Origin of the sequence: Roseibium porphyridii (assembly GCF_026191725.2) — a bacterium.
GTDB lineage: Bacteria > Pseudomonadota > Alphaproteobacteria > Rhizobiales > Stappiaceae > Roseibium > Roseibium porphyridii.
Map to the genome: position 1 here is coordinate 2,229,485 of NZ_CP120863.1, position 14,676 is coordinate 2,244,160.

Sequence of the window (14,676 nt, forward strand, 5' to 3'; positions counted from 1 at the left end):
GCACATGTGCATTCGAACATTTAATGGTTTTATATATTCAGTGCAATTTTACTGAGTTGCAATTGAGCGCTTTAACTGATCACGGGAGGCAGTAATGATCTCAGTTCAAAAGCTCGTCGACCAAATTCTTTTCTTTATGTTTTTTGTGGTATTTTTCGGGTTCGTCTATCTTGTTTACTACTACCAAGAGTTTGGTGTTCGAGTTGTTGATATTAGCTTTGATGCAAATCACATTGCCTATCGAGGAATTTCCTTACTTGGTAAAGAATTATCTTTCTTTCTTATTTATATGATTGCTGTTATTCTTATTCTTTTACTTAGAATAAATTTTATACTGAAGATACGTCGCCTAAGTATTAATCGCGATTATTTAGTGGTTCCTGCTATGTTGATTGTCTTTTTTGTTGGATGGATCGAGGCCATTGATCGTGCTGTGAAAGATGCGTCGTCAGATATGTATTTGGAATCAACGAGCTTGCAAGAAATACTGGTTTTTCATTCCGCTGATGCTGATAAGTCGAAGTTTTTCCAAAGTCTGAAAGACAGAGGCAGGAAAATACTAATATTGCGGCAACATCAAAGTAAATTGGTGTTATTTGTTGCTCCAAGCATCAAAGCAAAGAGACCCAAAATACCCTTGTACCATGTAGGGTTGTCATCAGGCGACTACTATAGTCATAATAGTCCCATTGAGAGGCTTCGGTAAATGGGGTTTTGCTGTGCGTTTCCTAATTGTGATTATATTCGTTGTCTTTAGTAGTGTGACGTCGTTGGCTGACTTCATCAAAATCGACGACGAAGGTGCGTTCGCAGGTAGAGCAGTAAGCGTCGATTCTCGTGGGTATTCATTTGATATTGAATGCTCAGGTCGGATTATTAAACGGAAATGGCAGGTAGGAGATACGATAGTTTTTGGAAACAACTGCGACTTTCCGGACATTGACGGTACCGGAGGAGACGGTTGTATTGATCCATATTTTGTGCCGACTACTCTAAACAACATTTGGCGCATTGTGGAGCATGATGAAAATGGTGGTTATAAGTATGAGGAAGTAGCAGTATCTATAAAGAAGATAACCAAAAATTACCTACATTATAGACCCTATCAATACAGTGGTTATATTACTGCTCCATTGAGTATGACTTCTATTACTCACACGCCTCAAGAACACTGCATTAGCGAAAAATAGTTCATTGCAGTCATTTGATTTTTTCCAAATTAGTTCAATTGCGACGGTAGTTTTGTAGGTTGACTTTAGCCGCCCGCGCTTAGGCTCTTCTTTGCCAAGGGCGGACCTGCAAGCGGCGTGGCCTTCTCCGATGATCGGACCTACGCGCGTAAGTGGCCTCTCCAGCCCCGGTGTTTTTCAGTTCAATCAACATCGAGGTAATCGCGATGAGTGCGCAGGCACCTGAATGATTCCGGACCCAATATCCAAGCCGGGCCATGCATATCTACCAGGAGCGGGGCAACCGTCTCCGGCCGACTGTTTCACCTGCCGTCAGGTTTAAGGGCTCCAGCAAGGCGATCTTCTATCTTGCCGGCAAAATGAAAGCCGAAAAGAAGGATCGCAACCAGCAGAACACGCCTTCCGGTTCCGCCCGGAAAAAGTTCGAAGTCGACATGTACACCTGGACCGCCTTCGACGAAGTCGAAGAGTGGGATCTGGATCGCATGTCGATCGACGAACGCGAGATCGTTTATGAGACCGGTGCTTTGGCACTCGGCCGTGCGACCGATATCGAAATCTATCAAGTCATGGCGGCAAAACACACGAGTGCTGCAGCCGGTCTGGACTTTTCGGCCGGAGCTTTCAATGCAGCCAATGCGCTGACGCTCTGTTCCGTTCTTCAGCAAGATAAAGTTCCCTGGGACGGCAACGTTTACTGCGGTCTGCCATCGCTGCAATGGAACCAGTTGCTTGGAAACAAGGTGGTCAACAGTGCCTATCATGTCGGCAGCGACATCCCTTTTGTGAAGGCAACCGATACGCGGTTCTGGAACGGCGTCAATTGGTTCTTGTTTGAAGAGGAGGAGGCGCAGGATCTCTAGGCGCGCAAATGGACCGAGAGCGCAAAAAAGATCGTGACTCATAAGGAGCGGATACGAGGCCAATAGATGAAGCTGAGGTCATTGTCAGCTTCATCCTGAAGTACTGCTTTTTGGTTATTCACATCTGAAAGAAGCGGTTGGAAAAGACAGACCGTGTTCCACGGATAGTGTCTATAAGCACAGCGTCTTTACCGTACTTTTGGCACTCTGCCTGTCCCAACTCAGCCATTTTTCTAGGAAAATTCGGATCGTATTGGATCAAAACATTTTTGGGATTCGAAGAAACGACCGTTTGGCACGCAGTCAGTAGACTAATCAAAAGTAAGGCGGTGCTGTCTTTTACAAACCGCATTATATTCCCCCATGTGCATGGCTAAGTTTTGAATGGCAAATTCAGTCGCTGTGCGCGTAAAGTGATTCACCGTATGGTTGCTTTGAGGTGGTAGGTGCACAGTCGGGACATTGATCCTGCAAATTGAAAATTTAACGCACACACCGGACACGACATTTGCTGAACACAATCAAGTTCGGCGGGGTTGGCTGTGTCTAATTAGGAGCCGAACATTATGGACGATGAAGAAGCGCGGAGACGCTGGGATCATGAACAAAAGCGCTCGGTTGCTGAAAAGTTTTTCGACGACGAAAAAGAATATCGTTTAGCGACGGCAAAGGCGGCGACAGACTCAGGTGTTCATGCCTTAAAAGCTGGGTGCTCATTAACGGTGCTGCTGCCGTAACAATGCTAGCCTTCATGGGTAGACTAGTATCAGTAGACGACAAGGTAATGAGCGTTGCTCTAGAAAAGTTTTCTTCTCCGCTAATGTGGTTTGCTTGGGGCGTCGCAATGAGTGCGCTTGGTATTGGAATGGCTTACTTCGCAAATTATTGTGTTGCGACAAGCTCAGCAATGAAGAGCCTTCAATACGAGCACCCTTACGTAAAAGAAACTATCTCTTCTGTGTCTTGGTGGCGTGCAGCGATAGTTTTTCAGATCCTTGCAATCGTGTCGGGATTGTCTGCTTGGGTCCTATTTTTGGTCGGCGTTTACGCAGTGAAGGCTGCTGTAGTGGGTGTTAGCTAATTGCACGGCGTACAGACCAGAAACAAACGTGACTCATAAGGAGCCGACGTAGTGATAACGAGGTCCTCGTCGAGACAAGTCCGCCGAAACCCCAAAGATATCGTGCTAACCAAAGAAGTCACTTTGCAAGAAATTGCAGATTGGCTTCTGAAGATTTTTGGTCCCTTGTCGGAGCATATTTCGAGTGATGTTCGCGATCTCGATATGTTGAAAGAAAAACTATCGCCGGTTTACAGTGAAATGAAGGATGGTGACCAAGTGTGGCTGTGTTGTAGTCAGGTGCGCGGTCCGCTTACGGGACATGAAGGTGTTGCGCTTGTCCGAAATGGACAGCCAGTAATTTACAAAAAAATCATTCAGTATTAGCGAGCGGTAATCTGAGAGCATGGAAATTATTCTCCCAGCCATTTTCCTCGTTTTATTTCTTTTGATTGTTTCGGGATTGACCAAGTTGCTTCGTGTTGGCTCTTTGAAAAGCCCGATGAAGGAACTGGCTTCGTTTGCAGCGTTCGTTGCCGCCATATTGGTGCTGGCTGGCTGCATTTTCTCTGTTTATTGGCTTCTTACAATTTGGGCGTCATAGACTTTGAAATTTTGGTGAAATCAAAGGAGCCGAGTATACGATGGAAAGTTTAGTGTATCTTCTTCTGTTCGGCCCATATTTGTTTTTTGCTATTGGTTTTGTAAATGGAATATTTGCTCGTCGTCAAAAATCTGGTTCGGGTTCAAAAGTGGTCGCGATGTTTAGCGTTCCTATTTCTCTCCTAGCAATTCTGTTTCTGAGTTTTTCTCTCATTCCGGGAAAAAGCGGTCCGAACATGCTGGGTCTTTCATATATTTTTGCGGCTCCGGTGTTTTTGTTGTTGTCCCCCTTGATCGTTCACGCTGGCTGGTTCATTGGCAAAAGTATGCGACTAAACATCTCTTAAAATGAACAGCCAGTCGCCGAGTTACAAAACTAATTGAGAATTCTAAGGAGCGGACACCGTGTTCGACAAGCACACCCTTCTTAAGGGTTGGCACGATCAAACACAGAGTGAACTGGCTTTCGCCCGCTCCATGCGAGACCAGTGGCAGCGCGAGGTTGATCGGCTCGAAGGCAAGATGCCGTCGCTCTGCCTCCGCGCGGACCCGTCAGTTCCAGAGAACGAATTTCGTGCCGTTCATCCTGACGGGCGCGTCGAGCGTTTCGTTATTGTGGATGACAACTGAGGAGCCACCAAACTGCTCAAGGGTACAGGCGGACTTGATCGTATTTTCCGTCTTTGCCGTACTGCAGATACGATCGAACCTTCATGTTCCCGTCATTTCTGTTTGGAAAAGAGAGCCAGCATTGCGGCGCAGTCTGCGTCGCTTGGGTTTTCGGACATCACGGCTGCGCGCGCTGCTTCCTTGCTGACGGCCTGACCTGAGCTTTTTCCCAATTCGATATAGAGCGCGACCAGCTTTTCGCAGGTTAGTTTGGTGTCTGTTTCGCTGGCTACTGAAACCGCGGCGGACAGTGACAGGGTCAGTGCTGCAAGGCACAGCATCTTCATGGTCGTGTTTCCTTGAATGAAATGGATGCTTGCAAGACGTCAGTTCGATTTCGGGCCACAGGAAAGATCACCTGTCTGATAGATCTGAACTTCGCTCACGGTGTCTGCGGGCAGGCGCACAACGAAAGTGCCTCGTTCAGAATCGATCAGCATTTCGCCGGAGCCTTCGACAGAACACACTTGCCGCGCGTTGCCGGCGTCTTCTTCGCACCGAATTTTGCCGTCAGTCGCACGCACCACGATGTCTTTGTATTCCATCAGCATGATCGCCTGTTCCAGGCGTTCATAGTAAAGACTGACGTCGGAAATGATTTCGCATTCAGCTGCTTCAGCAGATGACGCTGGCAGAAGCACAAAGGCAAAAGCCCCGAAAATACCGGATAATATGCCGGGCTGGAGGGCTTTGCGAATTGGGGAAAACACTTTTGTGTTTAAATGAAGCTCGACTTTTGAGCGGTTCTTGACTTGTGTGATCACAGAAAATCCTTCTCTCTGCATCGACACTAACGCGGCGTAAAAAACGCTCAAGCTATGGATTTCATTAGCTGAGCGCCTAAAACAGTCATTTAGTCCGGGAGAAGATCGACAAGAAATGAAGAAACTGGAGCAGTTTGCCGACCAAGTCTTGTCGGCCGATAGCCCACAGGCAGCTTGGGAAAAAACGATCGGTTTTTTTGAAAGTTTCGGTTTCAAGGGAGCGGTCTACGGACAGCGCAGACGAGATGTCGTGCCGACTGCCAATGATATCTGGTTTTCCGATCAGTTGACCGAATGGAAGGCTGCTTACTTCAAGCAAAAAGACTACGAGCGCGACCCGCTCTTCATTTACGCGCCCAATCTGCCCAGCCAGTTCATGACCGGAATACACTTTTTGCCGGATCATGCGTATCTGACCGAGGAAGACATTGCTGTCATTCGCCGGGCCGAGGAACATGGGCTGACGTCCGGGATTGCGCTCAGAATGTCGCGAGAGGACGACCCGGTTGTCAAAGGGTGGAACCTTGTCAGCGACTTGTCACGGCCAGACATTGAGGCGGTCAACGAACAGTTTGGCACACTGCTTCACATCTGTGCGGCGATCGCGCACCACAAGATCGGACGCCTGGAGAACCTGTCGCAAGCCAGCCTGAGCAACCGGGAGCGTGAATGTCTTCTTTTGCTGGCCAAGGGCTTCAGAACTGCCCGGATTGCCGAGCATATGTCAATCCAGGCGGTCACGGTCGATCTGCATTTGCGCAACGCACGGGCAAAGCTCGGAGCGCGTACGCGCGAGCAAGCGCTCGCGACTGCAATCGTCACGGGGCGCATACACCTTTAGCAAGTGCCCTGGCAGGCCTTGTGCGCCGTGCGCCTGTCAGTCGAAACTTGCGTGGGCCGGTCCCATTCTTGAGAAAACGGACAGCTGACTGAACACATGGTCGGTGACCACGGCGGACATCCAAATTCCGATCAATGTCAGCCACGCCGTGACTGCGAAGATGGACGCCCCTGTGATGCCGGCTCCAACGGCGCAACCTCCTGCCAGCATGCCGCCAAACCCCATCAGTGCTGCACCGGTTAGATACCGGGCCATGGAGGGGCCGCTTTCAAAACCCTGCAAGAGGAGTTGTCTTGTCAAAAACGCCGCCAGAAACGAGCCGAGGAACACGCCGGGTACAAGGCCGGTGTTGAAGTCTATTCCTTCGAACGGGGAGGACAGGAAGCGCATCAGCATGTCGGCAGAGGGGCCGGTAAACGTTACGCCGTCAACCGGGACCGGATCAAACGCCTGTCGTGTCATGGAGGTGGTGAACCACAGCGCCAGCGGAACCGTGAGGCCGGCCCCTATGGCCGCTGCCGTTTGCCAAATGGAGCTGCGGTTGCGCCAGGCGAATGCGAGACCGGCTAGGAACCAGAGACTGCCGAAGAGGAATATGGCGCTGTCCGTCATGCCCAGAAAATAGCTCAGATTGTTGCCACCGGTGTCTACCGTTGTCCAAAGATTGGACAGCCAGTCCCGCATTGGTTTGAGGCTGCCGTAAAGGCTTGCCTGGGCGACAACGGCAAATACCAGCCCGGACAGCAGGGCACGCAGGTTTCCAGTCGCAGAAAGCACCAGAAGACGACTTGCGCATCCGCGGGCCATGACCATGCCGGCGCCGAACATCAGCCCCCCAATCAAGGCACCGGAGAGGCTTTGGGGAGAGGCGAGCTGGCGGGTTTCTCCGGTATCGATTTCACCGAAACGTGCCAGAAGCTGTGTGGCAATCAAGGCGCTTGAAAAAGCCAGGAGCCAGATTGGCAGACGGTCTGCGGGCCGGCGCCGTGAAAACTCCAACGCAGCGGCGCGCAAACAGAAGCGGCTTTGCTGTGCGAGCGCACCGAACAGCACACCAACCAGAAGTCCGCCAAGCAAAAGCACCGTCGGTTCTGAAAGTCTGTCAAGGATATGGGTCAGGTCCATGATCAGTCCTCTGCTGCGGGTCGGGTGCTTTCAGTTGTTGAATGTCCCTTCAGTTTTGAGACTCGAACCCGGGTGCGCATTGACCGAACTCAAGGAAGTATAGAAAAATTCGATATTATGAATATGAATATTGCAAGGAACGCGATTGCGATTAACAGGCATTCAAGCGGGATGGATTGGACTATTCAGCCGGAGCAAAGCCGGTGATGAGTTGCTTGAGGCCGAACGCCGCGCCTGCAAATATTGCAAGGAACGTTACCGGAGCACTGAAAGCCAGAACGGAAAACGCGGAAATTCCCTGCCCGACACTGCAGCCGATCGCCAGGATCGCACCCGGTCCCATGATCGCAGCCCCGGTGATCTGCCGGCGCAGTTCGCGCGGGTCCTCGCAGGCCTCCCACCGGAAGTGTCCTTTGGAAAAAGAGCCCAGAAACGCACCGATAATGACGCCGACAACCGATCCGACGCTAAAGGACAGTGTGTTCCCGGATGCGGTCATGCCGTAATAAATGGTGTCACCAATGGGGGCTGCGAATGTGTGTGTCTCGATAGGTTCCGCCTCAAAACCCGTCATGGCGACCCAATAGGTCCCGACCCATCCGGAGACGATGGCAAGGCCAACAACAGCGCCCCAGAAGATCAGGTGCGGAGATTTTCGGAAAGCGGAGCTGCTGAGCGTGAATGCGATGATCAGACCGCCAACAATGACCCCGGTGACGACAGGTGCGACACCGAAACTGGCTTCAAAAAACTGGCTGACCCCTTGCGGCGTTTGAGCGCCCGTTTCGACCGGGAAAAGCCAGACGCGGAAGTGAGCCAAAGGGCCGGACATCACGAAATAGGCGGACAAGCCCATAACAAGGACAATGACAAAGGCTCTCAGATCGCCGCCGCCAAGGCGCGCGAGTGCTCCATAGCCACAGTTGCCGCTGAGCGCCATTCCATAGCCGAACAACAAGCCTCCAATGATGGATCCAAGCGGGTTCCAAACCCTGTCCAGATAGGCTGTGCTCGCGCCTTCAAGGTAACCGGTAGACATTGCGATATGCGAGCCGATGATTGCGATACCGATCGCAAACGCCCACATGCGCAGGCGGCCGTCATCCGACCCATAGAGGAAATCCTCAATGGCGCCGAGTGTGCAAAACCTTCCGATGCGCGCAGCCAGGCCCAGGGCAATTCCACCCAGGAGACCAATGAGCGCAACCAAGTTGGCTTCTCCGAGAACCTCAAGCAAGTCCGGCTCCTCCCATAACCGGGCGCTGCTAACGCGTACGGTTATTCCTCTCGGCAGAACAGGTCATAAACGACTTCCATGATTTGCTTCGGGCGATTGTCTGTCAAGCTGTAGTAGATCGCCTTGCCTTCGCGGCGAGGTGTCACCAGACCCTCCAGACGCAGGCGCGTCAGTTGCTGCGAAACGGCGGCCTGTCGTGCAGAAAGCAGGTTTTCCAGTTCGGCGACCGATTTTTCTCCCGATGCCAGGTGGCACAGGATCATCAGCCTGCCTTCGTGGCTGATGGCCTTCAGGAAATTGGATGCACGCTGGGCGTTCTTCATCATCCTGTCCATGTCTTCGGCGCACATATCGGCGTCGAATACCGGCAAGCGAGAAGCGCTTTTGGTTGAGTTTTCGGGTGTGCCTGGCACGTCAGCAGTCATAATTTGCTCAACCTGTCTGTTCCAGTGGAATATTTGCCCTGCTGAACATCATGCCGAGCAGGCTCCAGAAAAAATCCTCACCGGGGTATCCTTCGATTCGACCGACCTCGACGCCATTTTGCACGAGAATGAAGGTTGGTGTGAAGCGGACCTTCTTGTCAAAGGTGACTTCGGGTTTTTCGCTATACAAATCATAGCGTTTGAGCGGAGCTGTCTTGCCTTCTGCCGTCTTGGGGTAGATATGTGCGATCTCTTCATCCCACTTGGCGCACCAATAGCAGGCGTCTTCCTCAGCCATGAGCAAGTATGTTTCCGCCGCTGCGGAAGCTGGCGCAAACGCAAGCAGCAGAACGAAGAGCGCCTTTATGAAAGTCAATATGTGTCCCCGATTGACGAACCCGCACACTTAATCATAATCTAATTTATGAATATATCAAGCTGAGAAGCAGCTCATTCCATGTTCGAGATTAGCTTTTTTGGTGCTCTGGCAGCAGGTTTCCTGTCATTCCTGTCGCCATGCATCCTACCGATTGTACCATTCTATCTCAGCTACCTGGCCGGGGTTGGAATGAATCAGGTGGACGGCGGGGAGGCGGTCACGGGCGCGGTGAAACTCCGTGCCTTTCTTGCGGCCTGCTGTTTTGCGCTGGGCGTGATCACCGTTTTCATGGGGCTGGGTGCCACAGCCACAACTTTCGGTCAGCTCGTGCGCGATTACTTCGATGTGCTGAGATGGGTGGCCGCCGCGATCATCATCGCCATGGGGCTGCATTTTCTTGGGGTTATCCGCATCGGTATTCTCTATCGGCAACTGCGGGTGGAGACCGGCAATTCAGCGAATGTCGGTCTGGTCGGCGCCTTTGTCGTTGGGCTGGCTTTCGCGTTTGGCTGGACGCCGTGTGTCGGTCCGGTCCTTGCCGCCATCTTGTTCACAGCAGCGGGTCAGGAGACCGCCGGGCAGGGGGCGTCTCTCCTGTTCGTCTATGGCGTCGGAATGACGCTTCCCTTCATTGTTGCTGCGCTCTTCATCGGACCGTTCATGTCCTGGATGGCAGGGTTTCGCAAATATCTGGGCCTCATCGAAAAACTCATGGGCGCTCTCCTGGTCCTTTTCGGCGTTCTGATCGCCACAAACTCCATCAACGTTATCGCTCAGTGGATGCTGGAATACGTTCCCTGGTTCAGTGCCATTGGCTAATCGAGGAGAAATCACGATGACACGTTTGTTTGCTGCGATAAGCGCAATCCTCCTGTCCTGCCAGGTGTTTGCCGCCGAGATTGGAGACGACGGGCTCCACAAGGCAGACTGGATGCGCGACACATTCAAGGATCTTTCTGAAGACCTTGAAGAAGCCAATGCCGAGGGCAAGCGACTCATGGTCATTGTGGAGCAGCGCGGCTGCATCTATTGCCAAAAGATGCATGAGGAAGTCTTCGTGGTGCCGGAGATAGAGCAATACATCGAAGACAATTTTTTTGTTGTGCAGATCAATATGTTCGGCGATGTCGAGGTCACCGATTTCGATGGCACGACATTGCCGGAAAAAGACATGGTCAAGCGTTGGGGTGCGTTGTTTACCCCGAATATCTATTTCTTTCCCAAAGAGGTTTCTGAGGGGGACATGGCAACTCAGGCGGCGGTCGCAAATATGCCGGGTGCATTCGGGCGCTGGACGACACTGAACATGCTGAGCTGGGTGGTTGAGGAAGGCTACAACAGCGATGAACCTTTCCAGAAATATCATGCGCGAAAATTCGAAAATCAGGGCAAATAGCGACCAGTTTCCGTGGCGACATTTTATTCTGAAAATTGCTGCACCTGCGAACAGATAGATAAATTCATTTAATTGAATTTGTTATTGCGTAAAAAGGAATATGTGATGTAGTGTCGCACAAACGGTCGATGAGAATCGTCTGAGGGAGGGCGCATGAAACACCTAATTATCGGCTTCACAGCTATGCTTACCGCATCCACGGCATTTGCCGAAGCGGTTAAACCAACTGACGTTGTCTTCGTTGATGGAGCCGTTGAAACATCGCTTTCCGGAGTGGCCGGAGACCCCGCAGTGGGGGCAGAAATCATGAACAAGGGTGCGGGAAACTGCATTGCCTGTCATCAGGTTTCGGCGCTTAGCCATCTTGCATTTCACGGCGAAATCGGACCTCCGCTCGATGGTGTCGCGGATCGATGGACCGTCCCGGAACTGCGGGGCATTGTCGCCAATGCCAAAGTGATGTTCGACGGCAGCCTGATGCCCTCATTTTACAGAACCGAAGGGTTCATTCGCCTGGGAGACGCTTACACAGGCGAAGCCCATGGAGGCGGCGAAGTGCAGCCATTGCTGACGGCACAACAAGTCGAAGATGTCGTCGCCTTTCTTGTAACGCTCAAGGAACAATGACTTTCCTGAAATGGAGACCAACATGGAACTGACACGGCGAAAAATTCTGGCGCTCGGCTCCAGCACTTTCGCGCTGGCGAGTCTGACAAGCCTGCCCGTATTTGCCAGCACGACCGATGACGAGATCGCGGCGCTGACTGGCGGTGCGGAGCTTGGGGAAGGGGCGATCACGCTGACGGCCCCGGAAATCGCTGAAAACGGAAACACGGTGCCGATCGCATTCGATGCGCCGGGCGCTGTGGAAGTCACGCTATTTGCCGATGGCAACCCGGTACCAAACGTTGCGACCTTCAAATTCGGTCCCTTGAGTGCCTCGCGAAGCGCTTCAACCCGTATCCGCCTTGCAACGACACAGGATGTCGTCGCGATCGCGAAGATGGAAGACGGATCCTTCCAGACGGCGAAAGCAAACGTGAAAGTGACCATCGGCGGCTGCGGCGGCTGATCCCCAGGGTATTAGGAGATTTATCATGGCATCTGGTGTGAAACCCCGGGTAAAGGTCCCGAAAAAAGCCGCCGCCGGCGAGACGATCACGATCAAAACGCTGATCAGCCACAAGATGGAAAGTGGTCAGCGTAAAGACGATGACGGCAACATCATTCCGCGCTCGATCATCAATCGCTTCACGGCAGACTTTAACGGTCAGAACGTGATCGATGTGACGCTTGAGCCGGCCATTTCCACGAACCCGTATTTCCAGTTCGAGGCGGTCGTGCCGGAATCGGGTGAATTCAAGTTCACTTGGTATGACGACGACGGATCTGTCTACGACACGTCAAAGAAGATCACTGTCAACTGATCTTCCGATCCACCATACGTCTTGGAGAGGGAGGAAGGCGTGCACAAAAAGACAATAGCAATTTGCTCGGTGGCCGCACTGGTCATGATGCCGGGGACGGCGGTATCGGACCCTGATGACGACAGCCTGACAATCAATGGTGAGATTTCCATCGTCACGGAGGTTGAAGCACCAGCACACGCTGAAAATCTTTCAACGATCTATTCCGGCTGGCGCTTTCGTTCGGACGAAACCCAGGCCTTTCAGATGGACGATTTCGACAATCCCGGCATGATCGGCGTCGAAAACGCCATGGTCAATTGGGAAACCGTTGACGGAACTGAAGGCAAGTCGTGTGAGAGCTGTCACGGTGCTCCGGAGGACATGGCGGGTGTGCGTGCCGTTTATCCGAAGTGGAACGAAGACAAGGGCAAGGTGACCACTCTTGAAATGGAGGTCAACAATTGCCGCGAAACGCGCATGGGCGCTGAGAAATGGAAATATACCGGTGGCGACATGACCGATATGGTCGCGCTGATATCTTCTGTTTCGCGCGGAATGCCTGTCGATGTGGCGATCGACGGACCTGCCAAAGCCACGTGGGAACAGGGCAAGGAACTCTATTATACGCGTACCGGCCAATTGGAGCTGTCCTGTGCCAACTGTCATGAAGACAGTTATGGAATGATGATCAGGGCTGATCACCTGAGCCAGGGGCAGATCAACGGGTTCCCGACCTATCGTTTGAAAAACACGAAGCTGAATTCCGTGCATGCACGGTTCAAGGGATGCGTGCGCGATACGCGTGCGGAGACCTACAAACCCGGCTCACCGGAGTTTGTGGCTCTTGAACTCTATGTTGCCACGCGCGGAAACGGCCTGAGTGTTGAAGGTCCGTCCGTCCGCAACTAAAGCCAATTGAGGGCCCCAGCAAACAGGTGGGGCCCTTTGTTACACTGTAAATATTCACTTATGCGCATATGTTTTATGGAGCCAATGGAAACATGATTTCGCGTCGCGACTTTCTTCAGGTCGGAATGGCGGCTTCGGCAATTGTCGGAGCGTCCGGTTTCGGCAATTGGGCTCGATTGGCGGCGCAACAAACGCTGACGCAAGACCAGCTTCTTGAATTCGATACCTTTGGAAACGTCTCGCTCATTCACGTCACGGATATCCATGCCCAGCTCAAGCCGATCTATTTTCGGGAGCCTTCGGAAAATATCGGCGTAGGCAGCAACAAGGGGGCTGTTCCCCACGTCACCGGCGCGCAATTTCGCAAACTCTATGGGATCCAGGACGGCAGCCCGAGCCATTATGCCTTGAGTTCCGGAGATTTCGCATCGCTTGCAAATGCCTATGGCCGAGTTGGAGGGCTTGATCGGGTTGCGACCGTCATCAAGGCTATTCGGGCCGAGCGCCCGGATGCCATTCTCCTTGATGGTGGCGACACGTGGCACGGCTCATACACCTGTTTCAAAACAGCAGGTCAGGACATGGTCAATGTCATGAACGCTCTGAACCCGGACGCGATGACATTCCATTGGGAGTTCACGCTCGGCAGTGAACGTGTCAACGAAATCGTGGAAAGCCTGCCGTTTGCAGCGCTTGGCCAGAACATCTTCGATGTCGAATGGGACGAACCGACGGAGTTGTTCCCTCCTTACAAGATGTTCGAACGTGGCGGCACCAAGGTTGCCGTTATTGGTCAGGCCTTCCCATACATGCCGATCGCAAATCCGGGATGGATGTTCCCCGAATACGCATTCGGCATCCGGGACGAGAACATGCAGGCAATGGTCGACGAAGTCCGAGCCGAAGGCGCGGAATGTGTCGTTGTCCTCAGCCACAACGGTTTCGATGTCGACAAGAAGATGGCGACGGTCGTCGATGGCATCGACGTCATTTTGTCCGGGCACACGCATGACGCATTGCCGGAACCTGTTCTGTCGGGAAAGACCATCATCGTACCCTCGGGATCCAACGGCAAATTTGTGAGCCGTGTCGATCTCGATATCCGCAACGGACAGATGCTTGGATATCGCCACAAACTCATTCCGATCTTTTCCGATGTGATTGAACCTGATGCTGAAGTTTCTGCGCTGATTGACGAGCAAAGAGCTCCGTATCTGGCCGAGATGTCCGAAGTTATCGGGAAGACCGACAGTCTTCTCTATCGGCGCGGCAACTTCAATGGCACCTGGGATGACCTCATCTGCGACGCGTTGCTTTCCGAACGCGATGCTGAAATCGCACTTAGTCCAGGTGTGCGCTGGGGCCCCTCGCTGATCCCCGGTCAGGACATCACCCGCGAAGACATCTTCAATGTGACGTCCATGTCCTATGGACAGGCCTACCGCACCGAAATGACCGGCGAGTTTCTGAAGGTGGTTCTGGAAGACGTGGCCGACAACATCTTCAACCCCGACCCCTATTACCAGCAGGGCGGTGACATGGTGCGCACTGGCGGGCTTGGTTACCGGATCGATATCGGTCAACCGCAGGGCAGCCGTATTTCGAACCTGACCCTGTTGAATTCAGGCGAAGCAATTGATCCCGCTCGATCTTATGTGGTCGCCGGATGGGCAAGTGTGAACGAAGGCACTGAAGGACCGCAGATCTGGGACGTGGTCGAAAATCACATTCGCAAACTCGGTACGGTTACTGCGAAACCGAATAACAGTGTGGAAGTCATTGGCGCATAGTTGAGGCAGGGAGGCC

The 14,676-nt window shown here is 52.4% G+C and carries 21 protein-coding genes; 15 read left to right on the forward strand and 6 right to left on the reverse strand.

Annotated elements, in window-relative coordinates; all coding sequences use genetic code 11:
* The first annotated feature begins 94 nt into the window (after positions 1–94).
* The 7 genes from K1718_RS10370 to K1718_RS10400 all read left to right on the forward strand — a co-directional run bounded on the left by K1718_RS10370 (position 95) and on the right by K1718_RS10400 (position 4,346).
* Positions 95–706, forward strand: a complete 612-nt coding sequence (locus K1718_RS10370; RefSeq protein ID WP_265684345.1) for a hypothetical protein — start codon at positions 95–97, stop codon at positions 704–706.
* 64 nt (positions 707–770) lie between these two features.
* Complete coding sequence (locus tag K1718_RS10375) at positions 771–1,190, forward strand: hypothetical protein (protein WP_265684346.1); 420 nt, start codon at positions 771–773, stop codon at positions 1,188–1,190.
* Positions 1,191–1,447: 257 nt separating this feature from the next.
* The gene (locus K1718_RS10380; RefSeq protein WP_285806069.1) at positions 1,448–2,053 is read left to right on the forward strand and encodes a phage capsid protein; all 606 of its coding nucleotides are present in this window, start codon (positions 1,448–1,450) and stop codon (positions 2,051–2,053) included.
* Between the two features lie 566 nt (positions 2,054–2,619).
* Entirely contained in the window at positions 2,620–2,790 is a 171-nt protein-coding gene (locus K1718_RS10385; RefSeq protein ID WP_265684347.1) for a hypothetical protein, read from the forward strand.
* 446 nt (positions 2,791–3,236) lie between these two features.
* Complete coding sequence (locus K1718_RS10390; RefSeq protein WP_265684348.1) at positions 3,237–3,500, forward strand: hypothetical protein; 264 nt, start codon at positions 3,237–3,239, stop codon at positions 3,498–3,500.
* A gap of 257 nt (positions 3,501–3,757) precedes the next feature.
* Positions 3,758–4,063, forward strand: a complete 306-nt coding sequence (locus K1718_RS10395) for a hypothetical protein (RefSeq protein ID WP_265684349.1) — start codon at positions 3,758–3,760, stop codon at positions 4,061–4,063.
* A gap of 58 nt (positions 4,064–4,121) precedes the next feature.
* Positions 4,122–4,346, forward strand: a complete 225-nt coding sequence (locus K1718_RS10400; protein ID WP_265684350.1) for a hypothetical protein — start codon at positions 4,122–4,124, stop codon at positions 4,344–4,346.
* Between the two features lie 92 nt (positions 4,347–4,438).
* Here the strand turns inward: K1718_RS10400 and K1718_RS10405 are convergent, their stop codons facing one another.
* On the reverse strand, positions 4,439–4,672 hold the full coding sequence (locus tag K1718_RS10405) for a hypothetical protein (protein ID WP_265684351.1): 234 nt from the start codon (positions 4,670–4,672) through the stop codon (positions 4,439–4,441).
* Positions 4,673–4,711: 39 nt separating this feature from the next.
* Positions 4,712–5,149, reverse strand: a complete 438-nt coding sequence (locus K1718_RS10410; RefSeq protein ID WP_265684352.1) for a hypothetical protein — start codon at positions 5,147–5,149, stop codon at positions 4,712–4,714.
* A 115-nt stretch (positions 5,150–5,264) separates the two neighbouring features.
* Here K1718_RS10410 and K1718_RS10415 point away from each other — a divergent pair, with 115 nt between their 5' ends.
* The gene (locus tag K1718_RS10415) at positions 5,265–5,990 is read left to right on the forward strand and encodes a LuxR C-terminal-related transcriptional regulator (RefSeq protein ID WP_152500860.1); all 726 of its coding nucleotides are present in this window, start codon (positions 5,265–5,267) and stop codon (positions 5,988–5,990) included.
* A gap of 36 nt (positions 5,991–6,026) precedes the next feature.
* On the opposite strand, the gene K1718_RS10420 is transcribed toward K1718_RS10415, so the two are convergent.
* From K1718_RS10420 to K1718_RS10435, 4 genes are all read right to left on the reverse strand, one after another.
* Positions 6,027–7,115 carry a YeeE/YedE family protein gene (locus tag K1718_RS10420; RefSeq protein ID WP_265684353.1) on the reverse strand — a complete coding sequence of 363 codons (1,089 nt, stop codon included), beginning with the start codon at positions 7,113–7,115 and terminating at the stop codon, positions 6,027–6,029.
* 181 nt (positions 7,116–7,296) lie between these two features.
* Positions 7,297–8,352: a YeeE/YedE family protein gene (locus K1718_RS10425; protein WP_152500862.1), complete on the reverse strand. Its 1,056-nt coding sequence runs from the start codon at positions 8,350–8,352 to the stop codon at positions 7,297–7,299.
* A gap of 41 nt (positions 8,353–8,393) precedes the next feature.
* A complete protein-coding gene (locus K1718_RS10430; protein WP_152500863.1) occupies positions 8,394–8,777 on the reverse strand; it encodes an ArsR/SmtB family transcription factor in 384 nt (127 codons plus the stop codon).
* A gap of 7 nt (positions 8,778–8,784) precedes the next feature.
* Complete coding sequence (locus K1718_RS10435) at positions 8,785–9,153, reverse strand: thioredoxin family protein (protein ID WP_265684354.1); 369 nt, start codon at positions 9,151–9,153, stop codon at positions 8,785–8,787.
* 81 nt (positions 9,154–9,234) lie between these two features.
* On the opposite strand from K1718_RS10435, the gene K1718_RS10440 reads away from it, so the two are divergent.
* The 7 genes from K1718_RS10440 (at position 9,235) to soxB (ending at position 14,660) form a co-directional block, all read left to right on the forward strand.
* A complete protein-coding gene (locus tag K1718_RS10440) occupies positions 9,235–9,975 on the forward strand; it encodes a cytochrome c biogenesis CcdA family protein (protein WP_265684355.1) in 741 nt (246 codons plus the stop codon).
* A gap of 16 nt (positions 9,976–9,991) precedes the next feature.
* A complete protein-coding gene (locus tag K1718_RS10445) occupies positions 9,992–10,552 on the forward strand; it encodes a thioredoxin family protein (RefSeq protein ID WP_265684356.1) in 561 nt (186 codons plus the stop codon).
* Positions 10,553–10,705: 153 nt separating this feature from the next.
* On the forward strand, positions 10,706–11,179 hold the full coding sequence (gene soxX, locus K1718_RS10450) for a sulfur oxidation c-type cytochrome SoxX (protein ID WP_265684357.1): 474 nt from the start codon (positions 10,706–10,708) through the stop codon (positions 11,177–11,179).
* A 22-nt stretch (positions 11,180–11,201) separates the two neighbouring features.
* The gene (soxY, locus tag K1718_RS10455) at positions 11,202–11,624 is read left to right on the forward strand and encodes a thiosulfate oxidation carrier protein SoxY (protein WP_152500867.1); all 423 of its coding nucleotides are present in this window, start codon (positions 11,202–11,204) and stop codon (positions 11,622–11,624) included.
* A 25-nt stretch (positions 11,625–11,649) separates the two neighbouring features.
* Complete coding sequence (gene soxZ / locus K1718_RS10460; protein WP_152500868.1) at positions 11,650–11,979, forward strand: thiosulfate oxidation carrier complex protein SoxZ; 330 nt, start codon at positions 11,650–11,652, stop codon at positions 11,977–11,979.
* A gap of 39 nt (positions 11,980–12,018) precedes the next feature.
* Positions 12,019–12,870: a sulfur oxidation c-type cytochrome SoxA gene (gene soxA, locus K1718_RS10465; protein WP_265684358.1), complete on the forward strand. Its 852-nt coding sequence runs from the start codon at positions 12,019–12,021 to the stop codon at positions 12,868–12,870.
* Between the two features lie 92 nt (positions 12,871–12,962).
* Positions 12,963–14,660: a thiosulfohydrolase SoxB gene (gene soxB, locus K1718_RS10470; RefSeq protein WP_152500869.1), complete on the forward strand. Its 1,698-nt coding sequence runs from the start codon at positions 12,963–12,965 to the stop codon at positions 14,658–14,660.
* Positions 14,661–14,676: the final 16 nt, after the last annotated feature.

Coding starts and splice junctions, on each gene's coding strand:
- K1718_RS10380 (WP_285806069.1), top strand. CDS start 1,448: ATGCATATCTACCAGGAGCGGGGCAACCGTCTCCGGCCGACTGTTTCA.
- K1718_RS10395 (WP_265684349.1), top strand. CDS start 3,758: ATGGAAAGTTTAGTGTATCTTCTTCTGTTCGGCCCATATTTGTTTTTT.
- K1718_RS10420 (WP_265684353.1), bottom strand. CDS start 7,115: ATGGACCTGACCCATATCCTTGACAGACTTTCAGAACCGACGGTGCTT.
- soxX (WP_265684357.1), top strand. CDS start 10,706: ATGAAACACCTAATTATCGGCTTCACAGCTATGCTTACCGCATCCACG.
- K1718_RS10385 (WP_265684347.1), top strand. CDS start 2,620: ATGGACGATGAAGAAGCGCGGAGACGCTGGGATCATGAACAAAAGCGC.
- K1718_RS10405 (WP_265684351.1), bottom strand. CDS start 4,672: ATGAAGATGCTGTGCCTTGCAGCACTGACCCTGTCACTGTCCGCCGCG.
- soxZ (WP_152500868.1), top strand. CDS start 11,650: ATGGCATCTGGTGTGAAACCCCGGGTAAAGGTCCCGAAAAAAGCCGCC.
- K1718_RS10430 (WP_152500863.1), bottom strand. CDS start 8,777: ATGACTGCTGACGTGCCAGGCACACCCGAAAACTCAACCAAAAGCGCT.
- K1718_RS10440 (WP_265684355.1), top strand. CDS start 9,235: ATGTTCGAGATTAGCTTTTTTGGTGCTCTGGCAGCAGGTTTCCTGTCA.
- K1718_RS10370 (WP_265684345.1), top strand. CDS start 95: ATGATCTCAGTTCAAAAGCTCGTCGACCAAATTCTTTTCTTTATGTTT.
- soxY (WP_152500867.1), top strand. CDS start 11,202: ATGGAACTGACACGGCGAAAAATTCTGGCGCTCGGCTCCAGCACTTTC.
- K1718_RS10415 (WP_152500860.1), top strand. CDS start 5,265: ATGAAGAAACTGGAGCAGTTTGCCGACCAAGTCTTGTCGGCCGATAGC.
- soxB (WP_152500869.1), top strand. CDS start 12,963: ATGATTTCGCGTCGCGACTTTCTTCAGGTCGGAATGGCGGCTTCGGCA.
- K1718_RS10445 (WP_265684356.1), top strand. CDS start 9,992: ATGACACGTTTGTTTGCTGCGATAAGCGCAATCCTCCTGTCCTGCCAG.